Origin of the sequence: Mesorhizobium sp. SARCC-RB16n, assembly GCF_008520305.1 — a bacterium.
Lineage (GTDB): Bacteria > Pseudomonadota > Alphaproteobacteria > Rhizobiales > Rhizobiaceae > Mesorhizobium.
In genome coordinates this window covers 237,542-256,514 of record NZ_ML703268.1, presented here as the reverse complement: position 1 = coordinate 256,514, position 18,973 = coordinate 237,542, and the positions used below count along the sequence as shown (strand labels likewise).

Below are 18,973 nucleotides of genomic sequence, written 5' to 3'. Positions count from 1 at the left end.
CGCTCGTCACTGTTCATTTCAAAACCTCAAGCCCGGCGGACTTGATACGGACATGCCTCATTGCTGGCAAGCCGGCTTGGCTTTGACCAAACAAAAACCCGTGAGATCGCTCCCACGGGTTTTCGGTCGCCTGAGACATTTCTGTTCCCCAAGTCAGGGAGCAGGATTCTAGGGAGCAGGATTCTAGGGAAGCAGGATTCCTGGGGATCAGGGAGTGCCGCCGCCGGGAATGCCGGGTGCCAGCTTGCTCGCGCCGTTGATGATCTGGCTGAGGAAGTTCTGGTCCTTGCCGCCGGTGGGCGTGGTGCGCGAAATGAAGTCGAAGATCTTGCCGTCCTTCAAGCCGTAATTGGCGATCTGGGTGACGCGGCTGTCCGGGCCGAAATAAACCGCCAGCACCTTCTGGTCGACCAACCTCGGCTTGTCGAAGGCGACGTAGCGCTTGCGCGTCTGCGAGATATAGTAAAACGCCTCGTTGTCGAAAGTCGCCGTGGTTGACGGCGTGCCGAGCGCCAGAAGCACCTGCTCGCGGCTGGACCCGACCGGCACCGAGTCTATCGCCTGCTTATCGAGGACATAACCTTGCGTGAACGTCTCGCTCGGATTGAGGTCGCCGATCATCTTGTTGGTGTGGCATGCAGACACCGCCGCTACGATGGCCAGCAGCGAGATCGCGCCGGCAGGCCTGGAAGTGAAAGTCGACTTGAAATTCAGCGCGCGCAACAACAATTCTCCATTCCATCGCCGCAACTTGCGCTGGGCCGCAAAACCGGTAAACCAGCTTGCTTGCCGATGCAACAAGGCCAATTCAACAAACGGTCCCCGGAGACCATCCCCATGTTCCAGCGCCTTTTTGGCCGCGAACGCCAAGCTAACCGCGCCATCACCGAGGCGCTTTACGCACAAATCGTGGCGGCGGCGCGGCAGAGTGTTTTTTATTCCCACTGGAATGTGCCGGACACGCCGCTTGGCCGTTTCGAGATGCTTTCGCTGCACATGTTCCTGGTCCAGCACCGCTTGCGCGGCGAGGATGGCGTGGCGCAGGAGATCGCGCAGGTGCTGATCGACGAATTCTTCCTCGATGTCGATCATTCCCTGCGAGAATTGGGCATTGGCGACGTTGGCGTGCCAAAGCGCATGAAGAAACTGGCGAAGATGTTCTATGGCCGCACCGCCGCTTATGATGATGCGCTGGAACGAAACGATCATGAAGCGCTGACCGCGGCCCTTGCCCGTAATGTCTGTCCCGACGCTGGCGCCTGGCCGGAAGCATCGCGTTTGGCCAGGTATGTCGCAGACGCCAGCCGGCAACTGAGTGCGCAGCCGACCGAATCGATCGTTGCCGGCACTCTCGCGTTTCCAGAAGCCAACGGAGGCTGATCGATGAAGCACGCGGATATGAAAAGTCCGGTATCCTTTTTCGCCAATGTCGCCCGGCTGCCGCAGAAGGGGCTGCCGGTTGTGATCGAGGCCGACGCCGCACAGCGCGCCGCGCTCGCCGAGGCGCATGGGCTGCTGTCGGTCGAAGCCTATCGCGCCGAACTGCTGGTCGCGTCGTGGAAGCGCAACGGCGTCAAGGTCAGCGGCCGTGTCGAGGCGGACATCACCCAGGCCTGCATCGTCACGCTCGACCCCGTCCAGGCCCATATCGATGAGCCGGTCGAGGCACTGCTCTTGCCCGAGGACTCCAAGCTCGGACGGCAGGGATTCGAAGGCGGCGGCGAGATCCTGCTCGACGCGGATGGGCCCGACAGTCCCGAGACATTTTCGGGCGACATCATCGATGTCGGAGCGCTTGCCGAACAGTTCTTCGGATTGGCGATCGATCCCTACCCGCGCAAGCCCGGCGCCTCGCTTGGTGCCGGTGACGACACCGGATCGGCCGAGAATGAATTTCAGCAAAAACTGCGATCCTTGCTGGGAAAATCCTGAAAACCTCGTCCGCGACGGAAAAGTCGGTTGTGCGACAGCCTAAAACCGCTATTTTCGCCGAGCCTTTGCGATCTCTAAAACGACTTGCCGCCTAACCGTGAGATGAATACCGCGTGATCAGGATTTCCATCGATGCCATGGGCGGCGATCACGGACCAACCGTGGTCATTCCAGCGCTCATGACGGTCGCGACCCGCCGTCCCGACATCCGCTTCGTCATCTACGGACGTGAAGAACTGGTTCGCCCCGAACTGGCCAAGTTTCCCAAACTGGCCGAGGTCAGCGAGTTCTTCCACTGCGAGGTCGCTGTCAGGATGGACGACAAACCGAGCCAGGCGCTGCGCCATGGCCGCTGGAAATCGTCGATGTGGAAGGCGGTCGAGGCGGTCAAGTCGGGCGCCGCGGATGCATGCATCTCCGCCGGCAACACCGGCGCGCTGATGGCGATGTCGAAATTCTGCCTGCGCACCATGGCCACCATCGATCGCCCGGCGATCGCGGCATTGTGGCCGACATTGCGGGGCGAAAGCGTGGTCCTCGACGTTGGCGCCACCATTGGCGCCGATGCGCATCAGCTCATCGACTTTGCCATTCTCGGCACCGGCATGGCACGCTCCGTGTTCGGCATTGCCCGGCCGACCGTCGGCCTGCTCAATGTCGGCGTGGAAGAGATCAAGGGTCAGGAAGAGGTCAAGGAAGCGGGACGCATGCTTCGCGAAGCCAACATGGCCTCGATGAATTATCATGGCTTTGTCGAAGGCGACGATATCGGCAAGGGCACGGTCGACGTCGTGGTGACGGAAGGCTTCGCCGGCAATATCGCGCTGAAGACGGCGGAGGGCACCGCGCGGCAGATCGCGGGTTATCTGCGCGCCGCGATGAGCCGCACTCTGATGGCCAAGATCGGCTATGTCTTCGCCAAGGGCGCCTTCGACCGCCTGCGCGAAAAGATGGATGTCGGTCGCTCCAATGGCGGCGTGTTCCTGGGGCTGAACGGCATCGTCGTCAAAAGCCATGGCGGCGCCGATTCGGACGGATTCGCCGCGGCAATCGAACTCGGCTACGACATGGTGCGCAACAATCTGCTCGACCGCATCGAGGCCGACCTCGATCTGTTTCATGCGCGCAACCCGCATGCCCTGACATCTAGGAAATCCGACGTCGTTATCGACGCAAAGGAATAGGAAAGAATTTTGATCAGATCAGTTGTGCGCGGCACGGGCGCCGCGCTGCCCCGCCGCATCATGAAGAATGCCGATTTTGAAGGCATGGTCGAGACCTCGGACGAGTGGATCGCCCAGCGCACCGGTATCCGCCAGCGCCATATCGCGGCTGATGACGAGACGACGGCTTCCCTGGGCGAGGCCGCGGCGCGCGCCGCCCTTGCCGATGCCGGATTGACCCCGGACGATATCGATCTGATCGTGCTGGCGACCTCGACGCCCAACAACACATTCCCGGCCACTGCCGTCGAGATCCAGAACCGGCTAGGCATGCAGCACGGTTTTGCCTTCGACATGCAGGCGGTGTGCTCTGGCTTCGTCTATGCGGTGACGACAGCCGACCTCTATATCCGCGGCGGCCTGGCAAAGCGCGTGCTGGTGATCGGCTCGGAGACCTTCTCGCGCATCCTCGACTGGAGCGATCGCTCGACCTGCGTGCTGTTTGGCGACGGCGCCGGTGCGATCGTTCTGGAAGCGGGCGAGGGGGCCGGCGCCATTGCCGACCGTGGCGTCCTGGCGGCCAGCCTGCGTTCCGACGGCGCGCACAAGGAGAAGCTTTTCGTCGACGGCGGGCCGTCCACGACGGGAACGGTCGGTCATCTGCGCATGGAAGGCCGCGAGGTCTTCAAGCACGCGGTCGGCATGATCACCGATGTCATCGAAGCGACCTTCTCGACCGCTGGCATTACCGCCGACGATCTTGACTGGTTCGTGCCTCATCAGGCCAATAAACGCATTATTGACGCTTCGGCAAAAAAGCTTGGGATTGCAGAGCAGAAGGTGGTGGTGACCGTCGATTTGCACGGTAACACCTCGGCTGCCTCCGTACCGCTGGCCCTGTCGGTGGCCGTCGCGGACGGCCGCATCAAGAAGGGTGACCTGGTGCTCCTGGAGGCAATGGGTGGCGGCTTCACCTGGGGCGCCGTTCTGGTTCGCTGGTAAGTGGACAACGGTCCGGTTTCGGTCCTTGACCTTGCCGGATCAATTACTTAGGCTCTGCCGTTGTTGTGCCGATTTTTATGTTTGAACTGATGGGACGGTCGCATGGGGGGAAAAACACTTACGCGCGCCGACCTTGCCGAGGCCGTCTACCGAAAGGTCGGTCTATCGCGCACTGAATCCGCAGAACTCGTCGAGGCGGTGCTGGACGAAATCTGTGAAGCGATCGTGCGCGGCGAGACGGTGAAGCTGTCGTCCTTCGCGACATTTCATGTCCGCTCCAAGAATGAGCGCATCGGGCGCAATCCCAAGACCGGCGAGGAAGTACCGATCCTGCCGCGCCGGGTGATGACCTTCAAATCGTCCAACGTGTTGAAGAACCGCATCTTGCGTTCTCACCAGAACAGCAAGGCCAAGGGCGGCAAATAGTCTTCATTGCACGGTTGAAAACCGGCGCCGCGATGACGGCGGGCTTGAATATTGCTTCACAAACCGCTGAAATAAGGTCCGATTCGGCAGCATGGCCGGATTGGTGTTCTGGTGTATGATCGATTCCGCGCTTGCGGAACAAGCTCTTCCCTTCGTTGAGCGTGATCTCGTCTGAAGACCGTTCCGGGCCGCGCTGCAGCGTGAGGATTTCGCCCATGGACAAGAGCCCTGACGCCTTCCGCACCATCAGCGAGGTCGCAGAAGATCTCGACCTGCCGCAGCATGTGCTGCGTTTCTGGGAGACGCGCTTCAACCAGATCAAGCCGATGAAGCGTGGCGGCGGCCGTCGCTACTACCGGCCGCAGGATGTCGAACTGATCAAGGGCATCCGCCATATGCTCTATGACCAGGGCTACACCATCAAGGGCGTGCAGAAGCTGCTGCGCGAAAACGGCAATCATTTCCTGGTCGCCATCGGCAATGGCGACATGGCCGCCGTGGAGGCGATCTCGCAGCGCAAGCAGGCCGACCAGGTGACGCTGACGCCGGCCGCGCAGCCGCGCGGCGGAGATGACGAACTGGTTGGCCAGCCAAGGGTCAAGCCCAGCCGCCGCTTTTTCGGCCTGGGCAAGAGCGACGAGGAAGGTCCGGTTGCGCCGGACGCGTCGAAGCTCTCGCGTGACAATCGCGCTCTGCTGCAGGAGGCGCTGTTCGACCTCCTTGAATGCAAACGTCTGCTTGACCAGGTGCGCTGACCGAGTGCCTTCGACGCCTTGAAACCGGAACCGGCGGTCGGGTGAGGCGTTACGTTTCCTTCTGCAAGACAAGGAAACGCATGATGGCATCATATTCGACCCTTTCGGACATCCACCTTGAAAAGCAGGTCGCGGCTCTCTCGAGGGAACTCGCGGCGTTGCGCAAGGCAGTGTCAAAGCGGGGTGGCGCTTACTATGAAGGCGGCCGCGATGCTGCCCTTGAGACATATTCGGATCTCGCGGAGCGCCTGCGCGATGCCATGCCGGCGATCCGCAAGCAGGGCCGGGTGATCGAGAGATCGGCCCGCGACCATCCGGCGGCGGCTGCCGCGGTCGGCCTTGTCGTGCTCGGCCTGGTCGCCAGCCTGCTGTTCAGCCGGCGCTGACTGCTACCCCAGGACAAGGAATCTCGAGAGAAATGGCGGCTCGCCTTTCCAGGCCGGCCGCCATTCATATCAGCGATTTTTCGTGCCGCTCTGGCATTTGGCGCGAAGCGCGTCGGCATAGAGGCGCACGGCCCCCTTGTGTTTCCGACGTAGGAATGCGGATTGATCGAGCCGCCACAGCCGCTCGATTTCCGCCGCGATCGCCGGATTCGTCCATGTGCCATACCCAGCGGCCGAATAGACGGTGATCTCGCCGGCATAGAGACGATCGTCGGTGACCAGAAAGTCGATACGGATATAATCGAGGTCGCCGGCTATGCCGGGCGCAATCGAGATCGCCTGACGGACATGGGCGACGAGCCGCGCGTTGACAGGCAAGGCCTGATCCTCGCCGGGATAGTCCGGATCGCGGCCAGGCAACGGATTGGCTTCTCTGTCGAACAGCAGCGAACGCTTGGCGTGCTTATCTTCCGCCCAGACATGGGCTATCACCCCGCTGCAGACATGGACCTTGATGTCGGTGGCTATTGTGCCGCCGCTGAGCGTCAGCCGCTCCTCCACGAAAACAGCCGGTATGACAGGCCAATAGGCCCATTCGCCATTGCGTCGGCCGTAGCGTTTCTTGAGCCAGCGGCTCGCCTTGCGCATAATAATGACGCGATCGGGATCGCCGTTGGAAACGAACGTGTTCATCGCGCAGCCATGGTTTGCCTTGACCACGACGTCTGCGGCCAGCAGGCCCGGTGGGATGTCGGCGGCGTCGCGCCCCGACCAAAGCGTCTTTGGCATGGCAATCTCGGGACAGGCATCCCGGATATGGACCTTCGCCCCGAGCTTGTCGGTCAGCGTCACGAACAGCGGGTTGCGATCGAGGACTTTTCGCCAGAGCAACAACTCGTGGTAGCGCACGGGGGCGGCCGGATTGGGCAGATAGCCCAGTTTCATGAAAAATCGCGCGACAAGGACAGGGTGGCGCAGCGTCAGCCACAAGCGCGCGACCGACAGGACAATGCGGTCTGTCCGGAAAAGAGCGGCCTTGGCCGTCATCGGGGATACCTGGCCTTGTTGGCGAAGCCTGATCCGGAGCAGCGGACCGGTCGGAAATATCCCTTGCAGTATCGCGATTTGGCGTCGCGTTAAAGCTCTTGTTGTCGCAATAGTCCGGGCCTGGCATTGCATGACCAGGAGAAGACCAGCCTTGAACAAGAAGCCAAGGCCGGTCTTCTCGCAGGCAGTCTGACTTGCTTAGGCCTTGTTGCTCATCTTCTTCATGTGGTGGTGGTGATGATGGTGATGGTGATGGTGGTGGTAGCGATGATGGTGACGATAATGATGGTGGTGACGATGGTGATGATGCTTTGCCATTGGGGCCGCGTCCGCGCTCGTCGTGCCGATCACTGGCACCACGAAAGCGATTGCAGCTGCAAGCCCGAGGGCCGAAAGGAGGGACTTCTTCATTGGATCGTTTCCTTTTTTCGCTGGCAGGTATCAATCGGGCCGATATCCCGACCGCCGCGAATGGAATTACGCTCCTGAATTTTTTCGTCAGTATTTCCCGATTGTAGAATCTTGTTTCTGAACTGTTTCCGAGGAAACCGGCCTCCTGCTCCATCATCGACAGAGCCGAGCACCGGTCTCTTGCTTCCTGTTTTGGCCTACATCGGCGGGATCACGTCATGGGGCGAAACTGCCGGGCAAAGCCGCTCGCGCGTTCAAAACAACTTGAGCGGACAGGGCGAGGCAGCCGCATGGGCGCCCCGCTTCACGATCCCGTGACGGCCGGTTTGGTGCTTGGCAAATCGCTGGCGAGAGGGCATCTTCCTGCTCGTCTCAGGCAACATCCATTTTGATCAAACGCTTTCAGCCAACGGAGTTGCCAATGCCCAACAATGCAAAAAGCCACGCCCTCTCCGAACCATTAGCCAACGAGATCGGGCCAGATTACAACACCCTCAGGGCAATGCGGGAAACGCGCGGATATAGCCTCGAAGCGCTTTCCCTGACCTGCGGCCTCTCGGTGGACGAGATCGAGGACATCGAGAGCGGCCGGGCGGCCGACCCGGCGAAACTGCGTCGTATTGCGTCCGCGCTTCGTCTGCCCCAGGACGCTCCCATTGCTTCCGCCGCACCGACTCTGGCCGCTCAAGGCCGGCCCCAGGCATAGAATCGGCAGTAGGCATGCTCAAGAAACCCGCCAAGGCCCGCTTGGCGGGTTTCTTGTTGATGCAATGGCGTTCTCCGGCAGGCCGGGCTTGCCGATTTGCAGATCGCACGTGTTTATACCTGCCGCATCCAAATCCGCGCCAATCGCATCCGCCGTGCATCGGGTCTGAACCATGAGTTTTTCGATATGAGCCTGGATTCCGTTGGAGCCTTCTTCGCGGCCCACGCGCCGGATATCGAGATCATCGTCACGCAATCAAGTTCGGCGACGGTAATGCTGGCTGCGGAGGCGCATGGCGTCCTGCCGGCGCAGATCGCCAAGACGATCTGCCTTCGTGTCGGCGAGCGCACCATGCTGGTCGTGACCAGCGGCATCGCCAGGCTGGACAACCGCAAGTTCAAGGACCAGTTCGGCGGCAAGCCGCGCATGCTGGACGCACAGGAGGTTGTCGCCGCCACGAGCCATCCGGTGGGCGGCGTCTGCCCGTTCGGCCTGCCGTCGCCGCTGCCGGTCTATTGCGACGTCTCGTTGCGCCAATTCGCCGAGGTCGTACCCGCCGCCGGCGCCACCAACGCGGCGGTGCGGATTAGCCCGCAGCGCATGGTTGAGCTGGTTGGCGCCGAGTGGATCGATGTGTGCCAGGGATAGAGGTTAGGCCCATATTTCGTTTGATGATCACTGTAAGATTCTAAATTTGAGACGCGGAAGCTAATCACCTAGAGGATTCTATAAATATCGCCTCGATTGGCATATCATAATATATATATTTCTTTCTGTTGTATGATTAACTCTTGTCCCCCTAAGAACGTAGTGATTTTCTGTAAAAATCGCGCTGTAGGGCTGAGGCAATCAAATGGCGGCATTGGGCTCTAACGAACTCGTTAGCTATGCGCTAAGATTTTGGGGTTCCGAGAACACCGTTGTTACCTTAATATACGGGCTGACCTTTGCGATTTACGTGATAATTTCGCAATGTCCTGACGTTCGACGCATGATAAGGGACTACTATAAGACACTATTATTTTTTGCTTATTCAGGAAACATTTTGATAGTAATACTGCTTGTCAGGCTTTGATGGCTTGAGTCTTCTATTCTGGAGGAGGCGGGAACAAGCGCTGCCGCGCAAGGAGCTATCTTTCACGCATGCATTGTTCGAGTTTTACTCGTCGCTTTTAGTTTCATAATGTACGTCACAGTGCTTCACTACGTTAAGGTAAGACCAATTGGGGGCCTGCCTTCTAAAATCACCGAGGTTAAATCTAAGTGATGGCGTGCGGCGCCCGCCGAGGATAGTCATTTCGGGCTGCCGGGACGGATTGGGCGAGTTGAAGGCCTGTCGTTCCGAAAATTAGAAAGGCGCCTTCCAGCGCCTTCGATAAAAACTAGGGACTTCAAGGAAACTAATGGTCGGAGTGGCCGGATTCGAACCGACGACCCCTTGACCCCCAGTCAAGTGCGCTACCGGGCTGCGCTACACTCCGGACCGGTCGCGATGTATCGTGATAACCCGGCTCCGGTCAACCGATTTCCGCGATAATTATCTCGCCGCGATCGCGGGTTTGATCGAGGCAGGCGATACCGGCTGTAACAGCCGCTGGTGGCGGTATTCCAGGGCGATGGCGCCCCAGATGAGGCCGAGCAGCAGATACATATGGCGCCAGTGATCGATGTCGATGAAGGTGCCGAGCCCGATATTGCCGATGAAGGCGACGTAGGCGCACAGAAGGTAAGGTTGCCACGGCCGGTCGCGAAGCAGGATGCGGAACCCGGCTGAAATCGTCCAGACGACCAGCGTCAGGAACGAGACGAAGCCGAGCCAGCCATAATCCATCAGCATCTTCAGCCAGATGTCGTGCGTGTCCTCGCCATAGATCGTGCCGAAGACCAGCGGCCCGATGCCGAACGGATGTTCCATGGCCATCTGGAAACCGATCGTGTAGCGCGCGAAGCGGCCGAGGCGGGCGGTGTCGTAGCTCTGTTCGAGATGGGCGCGGTTGGAAAACATCTCCGCCACGCCGGGCAATTGCAAGATGACGATGATAGCGATGGCCAGCAGCGACAGCGCGGCGATCGTCATGATCACCACGCGCAGCCGGAACATTCCACTGGCGCTCTGCAGGAACAGGCAGCCGGTGAGCAGGACGGCCGAGACCGCGAACATGCCCCAGGCGCCGCGCGAGAACGAGAAGAAGATGCCGGCGCTGATGATCAGCAGCGGCACAGCCAGCAGCGGCATGCGCGTGACCGGTCCGGTCAGCAGCAGATAGAGCAGGTAGATGCCGGGCAGCACCAGAAACGGCCCGAACACGTTCGGGTCCTGGAAGGCACCGGCGGCTCGGTCGTATTTGGTGAACATTTCCGCGCCGGGGAAAGCATGGAAATAGCCCGCTATACCAAGCAGCGACGTCGCCACGGCCGAGACGACATAGGCGTTGAAGATCAGCCGGTAGAGGTCCGGCTGCGTGGCGGTGACCGATGCGAAGAAGATGGCGCTGAAGGCGAGAAACAGCGACACTGCGAGATAGAGCGGCGTGTTGGCAAGGTTCGCCATCTGCGTCATGGCAATCATACCGCCGATATTCATCGTCATCAGCAGCACCAGAAGCGGCATGGCCGCGCGCGAAATCCTCAGGCCGAAGAGAGCCCAGATGGCGATCAGCCCGGCCATGTAGATTTCGTAAGGTGCCGGCTCGCTGATGACGAAACCCGACAGAAGAATGCCGAGCACGACCGCGCTCGAGGAAATCAGCGCGATCAGCTTGGCGTTGACCGCCGCGCGCGGCAGATCATGGCTGATCGCGCTCAATAGGCGTTTTCCGTATTGAGCAGGCGGATCGGTGTCAGGAACAGGATCCGCAGATCGAACAGCAACGACCAGTTCTCGATGTAATAGAGGTCGTATTCCGTCCGCATGCGGATCTTCTCGTTGGTGTCCATCTCGCCGCGCCAGCCATTGATCTGCGCCCAGCCGGTGACACCGGGCTTGACCTTGTGGCGCGCGAAATAGCCATCGACCACCTCGTTGTAGAGCAGGTTGTGCGATTGCGCGGCGATGGCGTGCGGGCGCGGACCGATGAGCGACAACGAGCCGAGCAGCGAGTTGAAGAATTGCGGCAACTCGTCGATCGAGGTCTTGCGGATGAAGCGGCCGACACGGGTGACGCGCGGATCGTTCTTGGTCACGGTCTGCTTGGCGGTCGGATCCGACCTGTCGGTGTACATCGAACGGAACTTGTAGACCTCGATCACCTCGTTGTTGAAGCCATGCCGCTTCTGTTTGAACAGAACCGGCCCCTTGCTGTCGAGCTTGATGGCGATCGCGGTGCCAAGCATCACCGGCAAGAAGACGACGATGCCGATGAGGCTGAAGATGATGTCGAAGGCGCGTTTGGCGACCGAATCCCAGTCGTTGATCGGCTTGTCGAAAATATCGAGCATCGGCACCGAGCCGATATAGGAATAGGCGCGCGGACGAAATTGCAACGCATTGGAATGCGCTGACAGACGGATGTCGACCGGCAGCACCCACAGTTTCTTCAGCAATTGCAGCACGCGCGATTCGGCGGTCAGCGGCAACGACACGATCAGCATGTCGATGCGGGCGATGCGGGCGAATTCGATCAGTTCCGAAATGGTGCCGAGCTTGGGATAGCCGGCGACGAGGGCTGGCGAACGCTTGTCGCCGCGATCATCGAAGATGCCGCAGATACGGATGTCGTTGTAAGGCTGCTTTTCCACCGAGCGGATGAGCACTTCCGCCGCCTTGCCGCCACCGACGATGACGGCGCGCCGTTCCATGCTGCCATCGCGCGCCCAGCGCCGGATCAGCTTCGACATCATCAGCCTGAGACCGAAGAGGCAGACGAAGGCAACGACGAACCACGTGCCGAACACCAGACGCGAATAGTCTTGCGACATCTTCATGGCGAATGCCGTCAACGCCATCAGGGCGAAGGTCCCGGCCCAGACCAGCAGGATGCGCCCAAAATTGGCGATCGGCCGCATCAGGGCCACGACCTGGTAGCAATCCGTGACATCGAGCAGCACCACGGCGAGGAACGACGCGGCGGCGATCGTCAGCGGATATTGCCAGGCGAGGTAATTGAAGAATCCGACATAGTAGAAATAGACGCAGAGCCCCGAGACCAGCAGCACCGCGAATTCGACCATGCGCAGCACGCCGCTGACCATGATCGGCGACATCGTATCGCGCCGGTATTGCGACGCGACCTGCCGGGCAACGTCGTTCATGCCGCCGGGCTTGTCGCCGTCGGCAGGGCCGTCGAATTTACGCACCGCTTCCGATGAAAAGCGGCGCGCGGGGTCGATCTCGTTCATGGGACAGTCCGCAAAGCTTCCCCAGGGTGATTAGCAAAAGAGAGCTAAGAAACCCTTGAAACAACCTGTGGCTTTGGAGGGGCTTGAGCTAACTTGCGAGCGCGGCGAAGTAAGCCTTCTCGATTTCGGCGGCCATGACGTCGGCACCGAAGCGCGCCCTGAGCGTGGATTCATCGGGCATCAATTTGCGATAGGCGGCAAGGTCGCCCAGCGCCTGGCTCATCTTGTCGGCGAGCTCGGTCGGATCTGGTCGGATCAGGGCAGGAGAGCCTGAACCGAAAATCTCCGGTATGCCGCCGACCGAGGTCGCAATCATTGGTCTTGCCGCGGCAAGTGCCTCCAGCACGGTATAGGGCATGGCTTCGGCGCGCGAGGGAACGACGACGAGCGCCGCCAGCACAAAGGCCTCCCGGGCCGGCATCGGCGGCAGGAAGCGGACATTGCCTTCAAGTCCCAGGCGCTTCACTTGCGCGTGGTAGCGGGGCAGGTCGTCGCCGTCGCCGACCATCACCGCATTCGGTGTGCGCCCGAGCCGGTGCGCGGCGGTGGCCAGGGCATCGATGAAGATGTCGGGGCCCTTGAGGTCCCGCATCATGCCGATATAGAGAAAATCGGCGGCATCGGCCCTGACGATCACGGGTTCGAATTCGGTGGCGCGAAGCCCATTGTAGATCAGTGTGTTCGGGATCGGCGGCTCGCCCACCTTCCTGCGATAGGTCCGTCGCTCGTAGTCGGACACGAACAGCAGGCTATCGGTGAAGCGCGCCATGAGATACTCGAGCGCGAAGAACAGCTTTCCGGTGGCTGTGTTCTCGTCATAATGGAGAGAGCCGCCATGCGGCGAATAGAGGCGGGCTACGCGAGACCTTGATACCCGCAACAATGAGCCGAATAGACGGGCATAGGCGCCACCCTTGGCGCCGTGCCCGTGCAGCACGTCCGGCCGCAATTCCTTGATGATCCCGTAGGTGCTCCGGGCCGAAGTCAGGTCGCCCGGGCCGACATGGCGCTGCATTGGCGTGCGATGGATGCCAAGCGCCAGCATGTCCTTCATCTGCTCGAACAGGCGCTCCTCGAATTCGCCGCCGGTGGTGGAGTCGCAAACGATGCCGACCATATGGCCGGCGGCGACCTGCGCTTCCGTCAGGTCGCGCACGTGCCGGAAAATTCCTCCGACGGGTGAGCGAAAGCAGTGGACGATCCTGAGCCTGTCCGCCACGAGGTGTCTGTCAGAACAGGCGTTCGCGGACGTAGACGGTATCTCCCGGCAGCAGTGGATCGGAGGTGACCACGCGGCCGGTTATGACCTTGCCGTTGATGTCGCGGGTGATGTCGACGCTCTCCTGGTTGGCGCGTGGCGTGAAGCCCCCGGCGATGGCGATGGCCTTCTGCACAGTCAGGCCGGGCACGTAGGAATACTGGCCGGCAGCGCCCACTTCGCCCATGACGAAGATCGGCCGGTAACGATCGATCTCGACCGAGACATCGGGATCGCGCAGATAGCCCTGCCGCAATTTGTCGGCGATCTCTTTTTCCATCTGCTGCGCGGTGTGGCCACGTGCCGGTATGGCGCCGACGAGCGGGAAGGAGATGTAGCCGGACTGGTCGACGCTGTAGCTGTTGGTCAGACCGTCCTGCTCGAACACGGTGACGCGGACGCGATCGCCGGCGCCGAGGCGATAGGGCTGGTCTAGGACCTCGTGAAAGGCGGCCGGCGTCGGCCGGTAACTGGAGCAGCCGGCGAGCATCGATACGGCAAGCAGTGCGCGAAAGAGGGAAGCAGTGCTTTTCATGACCGGACAGGTACCTTCGACTGGCCGCTGCGGCGTCGCAGCAAACATCTGGGATCGGGTCCGTTATCATCCTGTTAGGGTTAATGGCCGGTAAAGGAGCCCGCCGATAGCGCTCAACGCAGGCCAGGGTTTTGCGATTTTATCGATTTTTTGCTGTCGCCCGCCAGTAAACCCTAATGGAAGCTTACCGTGATCTTAACGGCTGAGTTACCATAGTTGTTTACGGTGCATCCTGACCCCAGTTTCGGAGTAGGATGCATGTCCGTTCAATCCGCGGCCGCAGACGTCGACGTTGATCTCAGGCAGCTCTTCGCCAGCCTGGGGCGGAACTGGCTGCGGATTCTGGTCTTCGTTCTCGTGGTGACGGGACTTGCCTTCGCGGCTGCGTCGTTCGCCACACGGTACTACAAGGCCCAAACGCAGGTGGAGATCGCTCCGCGCGAATCCGTCTACACCCGTGCGGCCGGCAACAATGACGGGGACAAGCCGATCCTTGATGAGCAAGGCGTTGCCACCCAGGTCCAGATAATTTCATCCAACGAAATCCTCAAGCAGGTAGCGCGGAAGCTCGGCCTGTCGGGGTTGCACGAATTCGACGAGACGGTCGACATGTCGGCATTGAACCGGCTGCTGGTCCTGTTCGGGTTGAAGAATGATCCGACGGAGATTCCGGTCGAAGAGCGCGTCCTGAAGAAGATGCGCGAGAAGCTCAACGTCTACGGCGTTGAAAAGACTCGCATCATTGCCATCGAGTTCTCTTCGGAGGATCCGAAATTTGCCGCCGCCATCCCCGATGCCATTGCCGCCGCTTATATCGCGGGGCAGGGCGCGGCCAAGAGCGAATCGAACACCGCCGCCGCGGACTTCCTGGCGCCCGAGATCGCCGACCTGTCCAAGCAGGTCAGGGATGCCGAAGCCAAGGTCGCGGCTTACCGCGCCCAGTCAGACCTCCTGATGGGCGGTAACAATTCCACCTTGGCCACACAGCAACTGGCCGAACTGTCGACCGAGTTGTCGCGGGTGCGGGCCAACCGCGCCGCCGCCGAAGGCACGGCCGAGAGCGTGCGCAAGGCACTGCAGAATGGCGGATCGCTGGATTCACTGCCGGAAGTGCTGTCTTCCGATCTGATCCAGCGTTTGCGGGAGCGGCAGGTCGAGTTGCGCGCCAACATCGCCGATCTCTCGACAACGCTGCTCGACAATCATCCGCGTATTCGCGCGGCCAAATCACAGCTCGCCGATCTAGACGCGCAGATTCGCAGCGAAGCCCAGAAGATCATGAAGGGCCTGGCGATGCAGGCCGATGCCGCCAAGGCGCGCGAAAGCCAGCTCGTCGCCGACGTCAACACGCTCAAGGCTGCTTCGGCGCAGGCCGGCGAGCAGCAGGTCGGTCTCGACGCGCTGCAGCGCGATGCCGCCGCCAAGCGCCAGCAGCTCGAAGTTTACCTGACCAACTATCGCGAGGCGGCGTCGCGTCAGGATCGCAACTATGTTCCGGTCGACGCTCGCATCGCCTCGGCGGCTTCGGTCCCCTCCGAGCCGTACTTCCCCAAGGTCGGGCCGATCGTTGGCGCTGCCGCCGCGGCGTCACTTCTGCTGGCGGCGGTGTTCACGCTGCTGCGGGAGCTCTTCTGGGGCCGCGCCATGCGCCCGGCCAGCGGAGCGCGGTTTGAACCGATCGACGAGGTGGCGATGCCGCCAGCCGCTTATGAGGAGCCATCCACCCGCTCGGAGCCGGCAGCCGCCAACCAGTTCGCCAATCGCGCCGCCGAGCCATCATCATGGCCCGAGACGGTCACGGAAACACCGGAGCAGCCACGGCCTGCCGCCGAGGTCGAGCCTGCCGCCAGAGCGGAGCCTGTCGCCGAACCTGAGTCCTTTGGCAAATCCGTGGTCCAGCCTGGGCCCGTGGCCGAGTCTGAACCCATAGCTCAGCCTGAACCTTTGGCGCAGGTCCGGCGGCCGCGCTCCGTGCTCGGCGAGATCGACGTCGAGAAGGCTGCCGAGAAGCTGATCGCCAGCGGGGCCGCGCGCGCCATATTCGTTTCCCCCGAAGGCGACGAGGCGGCGGCGTCGGCGATCCTAGTCGCGCGCGAGGTTTCCGACGCCGGCCTGCGCGTCCTGCTGCTCGACCTCACGGCCTCGGGTGCTGCCTCGCGGCCGATGCTGGACAGCGGTCTTTTCCCCGGCATCACCAATCTGCTGGCGTCGCAGGCGCAGTTCAGTGACGTGATCCATGCCGACCTCTACTCAGACTGCCATGTCATTCCCGTCGGCACCGCCGATCCGGTCCGTGCCATGCGCGCCGCCGACCGGCTGCCGATCATCATGCAGTCGCTGACGACAGCCTATGATCTGGTGGTGGTCGAATGCGGGCCGGCCGATGCACAAGGCATCAGTCGTCTGGGCGGCGAGGCCACCGAGGTGTTCCTGTCCATGCTGGAGCCCGACGACGAGGTGACGCAGGCCGCGGTCAAGCTGATCGAGAGCGGCTATCCCAACCTGACGCTGGTGACGCCGTTCGGTCATGCGCCGCCGGGCACCCCGGTGCCGGGTCGGCGCTCCGCGGCTTGAATGAACCGCCATTCCGCAGCCCGCCTGGCCTATCCCAGTTCCAGCGTCGTCAGGCCGAATATCCTGTCGGCGTCGAGCTTCGGCGGCGGGCCCTTGTACATGCGCGTGGTGGTGAAGGTCGGCGAGAGGCCTGCCGCCTCGAGCGCTGCGATGAAGTCCACCTTGGTGGCCGGAACATCGATGTGAAGGTCGCCTCCTGCGCAGGCGCCTGCCAGGTCTTCGAGCAGTTCCAGCGCGGTCTGCATATCGTCGGCGAAGAGCGGGCCGATCTTGAAGCCGCTGCGGCAGGATCGCGCCACCGCATAGCCGGCCGTTCCCCGCGGCGTGATCGCCGCCAGCGCGCGGTGCGGCGGCAGCAGCCATCGCTGCAGGAAAGAATGGCGGGACGCGGGAAAGCAGAGCGCGTCATATCCGATGATGTCGGGCATCAATTGCGCCGTCACCATGCGAGGCCGTTCGGCACCGATGGCCAGGGCTGCGGGGCGCCCGCTGTAACGAATGGTCTCGTAGAGCGGCCTGAACCCCTTGCTCTCGTAGTTGGCCCGTTGCTCTTCGACGCCATCGAGCCCGATGGTGCGCCCGGCCAGCCTGTTCATGCCCGTGGTCCACGCCGCCTTGCCATAGCCCTTGCCGCGCATGTCCGGACGGCAGATGTAGAGGCCGACGAAACCAAAATCGCGCCCATAGGCCACCGCCGATATCCCGGCGACCATTTCGCTGCCGTCAAAGGCGCCGATGAACCCCCCGGGATCCGCCGCCTGGAATATCGCCGCATCGGCAAGGCCGGGGTTCCAGCCCTCATCAGCCGCCCAGTCGATGAGGTCGGCCAATTCCCCCAGTGACAGCGTGCGGATGATCGGTTTCATGGTGCTCACTCAGCAGCGACTGCTCCTGGGGAGAACGATTTCAGCATACCATGATAGGGCTTGGCGAGCGGGTTCGCATAGGCACCGCGCTTCGATGTCGAGAGGCCAAGAGCCACCAGGGCCTCGGCTTGCTTCAAAGCGGCTCCGACGCCGTCAACGACAGGCAGGCCGAACTCGCTCTGCAACCTGTGGGCAAGATCCGCCATGCCGGCGCAGCCAAGCACGATGGCCTCGGCGCGATCCTCCTCCACGGCCCGGGCGATCTCGTCGCGGAGCTTGCCAACCGCTCCTGATGCCGGGTCCTCGAGTGCCAGCACCGGAATCTCGGCGGCTCGCACGCGCGCCCGACCTGACATGCCGTAGCGTTGCACCAGCCCCTCGACCGGCACACGCGAGCGTTCGGTGGTGGTTACGACAGTGAAACGCTGGGCAATGAAGCAGGCCATGCTAAGTGCGGCCTCGCAGATGCCGATGACAGGGATGGCCGCCATGGCTCTGGCGGCATCGAGGCCGGTGTCGTCGAAGCAGGCGATGATCGCGGCCTGCGCCCCGGCACGTTCGCCGGCGGCGATCTCCGTCAGCAGGCCGGGCACGGCCAGTGCCTCGTCATAATAACCCTCGATCGAGGCCGGTCCCATGGACGAGGTGACGGCGACGATTTCGGTCCAGACACAGGCGACACTGCGCGCGGCCGCAGCGATCGTCTCGGTCATGCTCGCCGTCGTGTTGGGATTTACCACCAGTATCCGCACTGTCACGCTCTGGTCCGGCGGCGGCCGACATAGAGGATGGCGCCTAGCGTCGCCAGGATCACCAGGAAGGAAAACACGGTGGTCACCGTGCCCAGCGCGTAGAGCACCGGCGTGGTGACATTGGTGGTCATGCCGTAGATCTCGAGCGGCAGAGTGTTGAAGGTTCCCGAAGTCATCAGTGTGCGGGCGAACTCGTCATAGGACAGCGTGAAGCCGAACAGGCCGACGCCGATCAGGCTTGGCGCGATCATCGGCAGTACGACATGGGCGAAGGTCTGCCAGGATGAGGCGCCAAGGTCGCGCGCGGCTTCCTCATAGGCAGGCGAGAAGCGGTTGAAGACGGCGAACATGATGAGCACGCCGAACGGCAAGGTCCAGGTCAGATGCGCGCCGAAGGCCGACGTATACCAGGCCGGACGCAAGCCGACCTGCTGGAAGACGACGCCGATGCCAAGCGAAATGATGATCGAGGGTACGACGAGGCTGGCGACCGACAGGTAGAACAAAGCGGTGGCGCCGCGAAATTTCTGGCGGAAGGCCAGCCCGGCCAGCAGCGAGACGACGACGGTGACGATCATCACCATGAGGCCGAGAACCAGCGAGCGCTTGAAGCTGCCGCCGAAATCGCCGACCGCCTGGCGCTCGAACAGATTGGCGAACCAGTGCAGCGACACGCCGTTGAGCGGGAAGGTGAGGCCGCCGGTCTCGCCCTGGAAGGAGAGGATCAGGATCGCCGACAGCGGGCCATAAAGGAACAGTACGAACAGTGCGAAGAACACCGCCAGCGCGTAGAATTCGAGGGTGCGTTTTTCGTGGCTCACG

At 61.7% G+C, this 18,973-nt stretch carries 20 protein-coding genes and 1 tRNA gene; 11 read left to right on the top strand and 10 right to left on the bottom strand.

Features of this window, described 5'->3' with window-relative positions; all coding sequences use genetic code 11:
- Window positions 1–207: 207 nt before the first annotated feature.
- Complete coding sequence (locus C7I87_RS16295; RefSeq protein ID WP_149905150.1) at window positions 208–723, bottom strand: outer membrane protein assembly factor BamE; 516 nt, start codon at window positions 721–723, stop codon at window positions 208–210.
- Between the two features lie 114 nt (window positions 724–837).
- Between C7I87_RS16295 and C7I87_RS16290 the strand changes: the two genes are divergently transcribed.
- The 7 genes from C7I87_RS16290 to C7I87_RS16260 all read left to right on the top strand — a co-directional run bounded on the left by C7I87_RS16290 (window position 838) and on the right by C7I87_RS16260 (window position 5,664).
- The gene (locus C7I87_RS16290; RefSeq protein ID WP_149905149.1) at window positions 838–1,380 is read left to right on the top strand and encodes a ubiquinol-cytochrome C chaperone family protein; all 543 of its coding nucleotides are present in this window, start codon (window positions 838–840) and stop codon (window positions 1,378–1,380) included.
- Window positions 1,381–1,383: 3 nt separating this feature from the next.
- On the top strand, window positions 1,384–1,932 hold the full coding sequence (locus C7I87_RS16285; RefSeq protein ID WP_149905148.1) for a YceD family protein: 549 nt from the start codon (window positions 1,384–1,386) through the stop codon (window positions 1,930–1,932).
- Between the two features lie 113 nt (window positions 1,933–2,045).
- Window positions 2,046–3,116 (top strand): phosphate acyltransferase PlsX, encoded by a 1,071-nt coding sequence (plsX, locus tag C7I87_RS16280; RefSeq protein WP_149905147.1) that lies wholly within the window; start codon window positions 2,046–2,048, stop codon window positions 3,114–3,116.
- A 9-nt stretch (window positions 3,117–3,125) separates the two neighbouring features.
- Window positions 3,126–4,097, top strand: a complete 972-nt coding sequence (locus C7I87_RS16275) for a beta-ketoacyl-ACP synthase III (protein ID WP_149905146.1) — start codon at window positions 3,126–3,128, stop codon at window positions 4,095–4,097.
- A gap of 102 nt (window positions 4,098–4,199) precedes the next feature.
- Window positions 4,200–4,523 carry an integration host factor subunit alpha gene (locus C7I87_RS16270; protein WP_010915609.1) on the top strand — a complete coding sequence of 108 codons (324 nt, stop codon included), beginning with the start codon at window positions 4,200–4,202 and terminating at the stop codon, window positions 4,521–4,523.
- Window positions 4,524–4,738: 215 nt separating this feature from the next.
- Window positions 4,739–5,278, top strand: coding sequence for a MerR family transcriptional regulator (locus C7I87_RS16265; protein ID WP_149905145.1), 540 nt, complete (start codon window positions 4,739–4,741; stop codon window positions 5,276–5,278).
- Between the two features lie 83 nt (window positions 5,279–5,361).
- The gene (locus tag C7I87_RS16260) at window positions 5,362–5,664 is read left to right on the top strand and encodes a hypothetical protein (RefSeq protein WP_149905144.1); all 303 of its coding nucleotides are present in this window, start codon (window positions 5,362–5,364) and stop codon (window positions 5,662–5,664) included.
- 69 nt (window positions 5,665–5,733) lie between these two features.
- Here C7I87_RS16260 and C7I87_RS16255 read toward each other — a convergent pair whose 3' ends face one another.
- The gene (locus C7I87_RS16255) at window positions 5,734–6,711 is read right to left on the bottom strand and encodes an ATP-grasp fold amidoligase family protein (protein ID WP_188393864.1); all 978 of its coding nucleotides are present in this window, start codon (window positions 6,709–6,711) and stop codon (window positions 5,734–5,736) included.
- Between the two features lie 126 nt (window positions 6,712–6,837).
- Between C7I87_RS16255 and C7I87_RS35255 the strand changes: the two genes are divergently transcribed.
- From C7I87_RS35255 to C7I87_RS16240, 3 genes are all read left to right on the top strand, one after another.
- Entirely contained in the window at window positions 6,838–7,200 is a 363-nt protein-coding gene (locus C7I87_RS35255) for a hypothetical protein (RefSeq protein WP_188393863.1), read from the top strand.
- Window positions 7,201–7,543: 343 nt separating this feature from the next.
- On the top strand, window positions 7,544–7,828 hold the full coding sequence (locus C7I87_RS16245) for a helix-turn-helix domain-containing protein (protein WP_149905142.1): 285 nt from the start codon (window positions 7,544–7,546) through the stop codon (window positions 7,826–7,828).
- A 186-nt stretch (window positions 7,829–8,014) separates the two neighbouring features.
- A complete protein-coding gene (locus tag C7I87_RS16240) occupies window positions 8,015–8,476 on the top strand; it encodes a YbaK/EbsC family protein (RefSeq protein ID WP_149905141.1) in 462 nt (153 codons plus the stop codon).
- A 756-nt stretch (window positions 8,477–9,232) separates the two neighbouring features.
- On the opposite strand, the gene C7I87_RS16235 is transcribed toward C7I87_RS16240, so the two are convergent.
- The 5 genes from C7I87_RS16235 to C7I87_RS16215 form a co-directional block, all read right to left on the bottom strand.
- Window positions 9,233–9,309, bottom strand: a tRNA-Pro gene (locus tag C7I87_RS16235).
- Window positions 9,310–9,365: 56 nt separating this feature from the next.
- Window positions 9,366–10,634: an O-antigen ligase family protein gene (locus C7I87_RS16230; RefSeq protein ID WP_149905140.1), complete on the bottom strand. Its 1,269-nt coding sequence runs from the start codon at window positions 10,632–10,634 to the stop codon at window positions 9,366–9,368.
- Window positions 10,631–12,166: an undecaprenyl-phosphate glucose phosphotransferase gene (locus tag C7I87_RS16225; RefSeq protein WP_149905139.1), complete on the bottom strand. Its 1,536-nt coding sequence runs from the start codon at window positions 12,164–12,166 to the stop codon at window positions 10,631–10,633. Before C7I87_RS16225 ends, C7I87_RS16230 begins: the two co-directional genes overlap by 4 nt.
- Window positions 12,167–12,254: 88 nt before the next feature.
- A complete protein-coding gene (locus C7I87_RS16220; RefSeq protein ID WP_149905138.1) occupies window positions 12,255–13,385 on the bottom strand; it encodes a glycosyltransferase in 1,131 nt (376 codons plus the stop codon).
- 10 nt (window positions 13,386–13,395) lie between these two features.
- Window positions 13,396–13,959 (bottom strand): polysaccharide biosynthesis/export family protein, encoded by a 564-nt coding sequence (locus C7I87_RS16215; protein ID WP_140755335.1) that lies wholly within the window; start codon window positions 13,957–13,959, stop codon window positions 13,396–13,398.
- Between the two features lie 258 nt (window positions 13,960–14,217).
- On the opposite strand from C7I87_RS16215, the gene C7I87_RS16210 reads away from it, so the two are divergent.
- Window positions 14,218–16,533, top strand: a complete 2,316-nt coding sequence (locus tag C7I87_RS16210; RefSeq protein WP_149905137.1) for a GumC family protein — start codon at window positions 14,218–14,220, stop codon at window positions 16,531–16,533.
- 29 nt (window positions 16,534–16,562) lie between these two features.
- On the opposite strand, the gene C7I87_RS16205 is transcribed toward C7I87_RS16210, so the two are convergent.
- Genes C7I87_RS16205 through C7I87_RS16195 form a run of 3 tightly spaced genes read right to left on the bottom strand, consistent with a single transcriptional unit; the run spans window position 16,563 to window position 18,972 of the window.
- Window positions 16,563–17,399, bottom strand: a complete 837-nt coding sequence (locus C7I87_RS16205) for a GNAT family N-acetyltransferase (RefSeq protein ID WP_149905225.1) — start codon at window positions 17,397–17,399, stop codon at window positions 16,563–16,565.
- Window positions 17,400–17,404: 5 nt separating this feature from the next.
- Window positions 17,405–18,157, bottom strand: coding sequence for an aspartate/glutamate racemase family protein (locus C7I87_RS16200; RefSeq protein WP_149905136.1), 753 nt, complete (start codon window positions 18,155–18,157; stop codon window positions 17,405–17,407).
- Window positions 18,154–18,972 carry an ABC transporter permease gene (locus C7I87_RS16195; RefSeq protein WP_149905135.1) on the bottom strand — a complete coding sequence of 273 codons (819 nt, stop codon included), beginning with the start codon at window positions 18,970–18,972 and terminating at the stop codon, window positions 18,154–18,156. Before C7I87_RS16195 ends, C7I87_RS16200 begins: the two co-directional genes overlap by 4 nt.
- Window position 18,973: the final 1 nt, after the last annotated feature.

Excerpts from the sequence above, each read along its gene's own strand:
- C7I87_RS16290 (WP_149905149.1), top strand. The coding sequence starts at position 838 with ATGTTCCAGCGCCTTTTTGGCCGCGAACGCCAAGCTAACCGCGCCATC.
- C7I87_RS16285 (WP_149905148.1), top strand. The coding sequence starts at position 1,384 with ATGAAGCACGCGGATATGAAAAGTCCGGTATCCTTTTTCGCCAATGTC.
- C7I87_RS16270 (WP_010915609.1), top strand. The coding sequence starts at position 4,200 with ATGGGGGGAAAAACACTTACGCGCGCCGACCTTGCCGAGGCCGTCTAC.
- C7I87_RS16265 (WP_149905145.1), top strand. The coding sequence starts at position 4,739 with ATGGACAAGAGCCCTGACGCCTTCCGCACCATCAGCGAGGTCGCAGAA.
- C7I87_RS16260 (WP_149905144.1), top strand. The coding sequence starts at position 5,362 with ATGGCATCATATTCGACCCTTTCGGACATCCACCTTGAAAAGCAGGTC.
- C7I87_RS16255 (WP_188393864.1), bottom strand. The coding sequence starts at position 6,711 with ATGACGGCCAAGGCCGCTCTTTTCCGGACAGACCGCATTGTCCTGTCG.
- C7I87_RS16245 (WP_149905142.1), top strand. The coding sequence starts at position 7,544 with ATGCCCAACAATGCAAAAAGCCACGCCCTCTCCGAACCATTAGCCAAC.
- C7I87_RS16240 (WP_149905141.1), top strand. The coding sequence starts at position 8,015 with ATGAGCCTGGATTCCGTTGGAGCCTTCTTCGCGGCCCACGCGCCGGAT.
- C7I87_RS16225 (WP_149905139.1), bottom strand. The coding sequence starts at position 12,166 with ATGAACGAGATCGACCCCGCGCGCCGCTTTTCATCGGAAGCGGTGCGT.
- C7I87_RS16215 (WP_140755335.1), bottom strand. The coding sequence starts at position 13,959 with ATGAAAAGCACTGCTTCCCTCTTTCGCGCACTGCTTGCCGTATCGATG.
- C7I87_RS16210 (WP_149905137.1), top strand. The coding sequence starts at position 14,218 with ATGTCCGTTCAATCCGCGGCCGCAGACGTCGACGTTGATCTCAGGCAG.
- C7I87_RS16205 (WP_149905225.1), bottom strand. The coding sequence starts at position 17,399 with ATGAAACCGATCATCCGCACGCTGTCACTGGGGGAATTGGCCGACCTC.